Origin of the sequence: Melaminivora alkalimesophila, from assembly GCF_000282995.1 — a bacterium.
In the GTDB taxonomy this organism is placed as follows: Bacteria; Pseudomonadota; Gammaproteobacteria; order Burkholderiales; family Burkholderiaceae_C; genus Melaminivora; species Melaminivora alkalimesophila.
On sequence record NZ_ALEE01000353.1, the window covers coordinates 1 to 3,288 of the forward strand.

Annotated in this window: 2 protein-coding genes; both read right to left on the minus strand. The window is 72.7% G+C overall.

What is annotated here, in order from left to right; genetic code table 11:
- Nucleotides 1–1,478, minus strand: a 1,478-nt coding sequence (locus A612_RS06550; protein WP_040436251.1) for a methyl-accepting chemotaxis protein, incomplete at its 3' end; no start/stop codon positions are given.
- A 115-nt stretch (nt 1,479–1,593) separates the two neighbouring features.
- The coding region (locus A612_RS06555) for a copper-translocating P-type ATPase (RefSeq protein WP_019373712.1) at nt 1,594–3,288 on the minus strand (1,695 nt) is incomplete at its 5' end.

A 3,288-nucleotide genomic window follows, 5' to 3' on the forward strand; every position in this document is an offset into this window, starting at 1 on the left:
ACCAGGGCCGCGTTCTGCTGCGTCATGCGGTCGATCTCCGCGACCGCGCCGTTGACCTGCCCGATGCCCTCCGCCTGCTCGGCCGCGGCGGCGCTGATCTCGCCGATGATGTCCGTGACACGCTGCACGCCGGCGACGATCTCCTGCATCGCCCGGCCCGCCTCCTCCACCTGGCGCACGCCGCCATCCACGGCCGTGACGCTGGCGCCGATCAGCGCCTTGATCTCGTTGGCCGCCGCGGCCGAGCGCTGCGCCAGGCTGCGCACCTCGCCCGCCACCACGGCAAAGCCGCGCCCCTGCTCGCCGGCGCGCGCCGCCTCCACGGCCGCGTTCAGCGCCAGGATGTTGGTCTGGAAGGCGATGGAGTCGATCAGGCCGATGATGTCGCCGATCTTGCGGCTGGCCCCGGAGATCTCGTGCATGCTGTGCACCGCCTGCTGCACCACCTCGCCGCCGCGCACCGCGCTGCCCGAGGCCGAGCCGACCAGCTGGTTGGCCAGCTGCGAGGAAGACGCCGTCTGCTGCACCGTCGCCGTCAGCTCGGTGAGCGAGGCCACCGCCTGCTGGGCATTGCCTGCAGTCTGCTCGGTGCGCCCCGACAGGTCCTGGTTGCCCATGGCGATCTGCTGGCTGGCGGTGGCGATGCTGCTGCTGGCATCGCGCACCTGCGACACCAGGCCCGACAGGCCCTGCTGCATCTCCACCAGGGCGCGCTGCAGGTCCGCCACCTCGTCGCGCCCGTCGACCCGCACGCTCTGCGACAGGTCGCCGCCGGCGATAGCGCGCGCCATGGCCCGCGCCGCCACCAGCGGGCGGCAGATCGAGACCATGTTCAGCAGCGTGAGCGGCACCACCACGACCACCGCCAACACCACCGCCAGCACGAACAACCACTTGGTTTGCGCGGCCGTGCGGTCCTGCAGCTCGATGGCCGACTGCACCTCGTCCGCCAGCCGGCGGTCGAGCTGCTGCATGCCCGCCGCGGCGGCGCCGAATTCCTCGACCGCGCGCTCGCTCATGCGGTTGGCGATGGTGGCGGTGTCGTAGCCGCCGTCCTCGATCTGGCGCGCCACCGTGCTGAAGCGCTCGCGATAAGCCTTCAGGCCCTGCTCCACCTCCTGCACGAATTCGTGGTCCTGCTCGGGCAGGAGCGCGGGAAAGCCGGCCACCAGGCGCAGCGAAGCCTCCACCGCCGCGTCCCAGCGCGACTTCGCGGCCCGCACCTCGTCGGGCTTCTCGTAGTGGATGATCATGTCCTTCTCGGCCTGGCGCACGTTGCCCAGCTCGCCGCGCAGCTGCCCCAGCAGGGCGACGGCCGCATGCGACTGGCCGATGAAGGTCTGGCTCTGGTCGTGGATGCGCAACATGCCCAGCATGCCGGCGCCGCCCAGCAGCGCAAGCAGCCCCATCACCACCGCGATGGCGCCGATCATGCGCGTGCGGATGGTGAACGCCCGCATGATTGCGTGAAAGTTCATGGCCTCGTCCCCCGGATCAGGTGGGGCCGGTCCGCGCCGATGCACGTGCCAGCCCCTTGCGTGCAACAAAACGTTGCAGTTTGCCAGAGCCGGCGCGGTCGCGGGCACGATTTTCTCAACCGCGCCAGCGTTTCAATAGCAGGGCGTTGGTCACCACGCTGACCGAGCTGAGCGCCATGGCCGCGCCGGCCACCACCGGGCTGAGGTAGCCCAGCGCCGCCAGCGGGATGCCGGCGACGTTGTAGATGAAGGCCCAGAACAGGTTCTGGCGGATCTTCACCACCGTGCGGTGCGAGATGTCCAGCGCCGCCGCCACCAGCCGCGGCTCGCCGCGCATCAGCGTGATGCCCGCGGCGTGCATGGCCACGTCCGTGCCGTTGCCCATGGCCATGCCGACGTTGGCCGCGGCCAGCGCCGGCGCATCGTTCACGCCATCGCCCACCATCGCCACCACGTGCCCGCCCTGCTGCAGCTGGCGCACGGCATCGGACTTGCCCTCGGGCAACACCTCGGCCATGACCTCGCCGGCCTCTGGCTCAAGCCCCAGGCGCCGCGCCATCGCCTCGGCAGCGCCCCGGTTGTCGCCCGAGACCATGACGCAGCGCAGCCCCTTGGCCTTGAGCTGCGCCAGCGCCTCGCGCGCACCCTCCTTGGGCTCGTCGCCGAAGGCCAGCAGCGCGCGCACCTGCAGCACGCCCGCCGCGCTGCGCTCGGCCAGGGCCGAGACCGTCGCGCCCTGCGCCTGCAGCTCGCTGGCGCGCTCCTGCAGCGCCCCCAGGGGCGCGTCCAGCTCGGCCATCCAGCGCAGGCTGCCGATCAGGTAGCTGCGCCCGTCCACCTGCCCTTCCGTGCCGCGCCCCGGCACGGCACGCACCTGCGCAGCGCCCGGCACCTGCAGCCCGCGCTCGCTCGCCGCCTGCAGCACGGCGCGCGCCAGCGGGTGCTCGCTGCCCGCCTGCACCCCCGCCACGGCCGCCAGCAGGGCGGCCTCGTCGGCGCCCTGTTCCACGTGGAACGCCGTCAGCTGCGGCCGGCCCTGGGTCAGCGTGCCCGTCTTGTCGAAGGCCACGGTATCGACGCGGTGCGCCGTCTCCAGCGCCTCGGCGTCCTTGATCAGGATGCCGTGCTGCGCCGCCACGCCGGTGCCCGCCATGATCGCCGCCGGCGTCGCCAGCCCCAGCGCGCATGGGCAGGCGATCACCAGCACCGCCACCGCCCGGATCAACGCGGTCTCGGCGCCCACGCCCGCCATCAGCCAGCCGACCAGCGTCACGAGCGCGATCAGCAGCACCACCGGCACAAAGACCGCGGCGACCTGGTCGACCAGCCGCTGGATGGGCGCCTTGGCGGCCTGCGCGTCCTCCACCAGCCGGATGATGCGCGCCAGCACCGTCTCCGCGCCCACCGCCGTCACTTCCATGACGATGCGGCCTTCGCCATTGATGGCGCCGCCCGTGAGCGCGCCCCCGGGCTCGCGCGCCACCGGCAGCGGCTCGCCCGTCAGCATGGATTCGTCCACCTGCGTGTGGCCCTCCAGCAGCGTCCCGTCCAGCGGGATGCGCTCGCCCGGGCGCACCACCAGCCGGTCGCCCACCAGGATCTCGGCGATCGGCACGTCCACCTCGCCGTCGCGCCCGAGCAGGTGCGCCACATCCGGGCGTAGCGCATGCAGGGCGCGGATCGCCGCCGTGGTCTGGCGCTTGGCGCGCGCCTCCAGCCACTTGCCCAGCAGCACCAGCGTGATGATCACCGCCGAGGCCTCGAAATACAGGTGTGGCGCCTCGCCCGGCGCGGCGGTGGCCCACAGCCA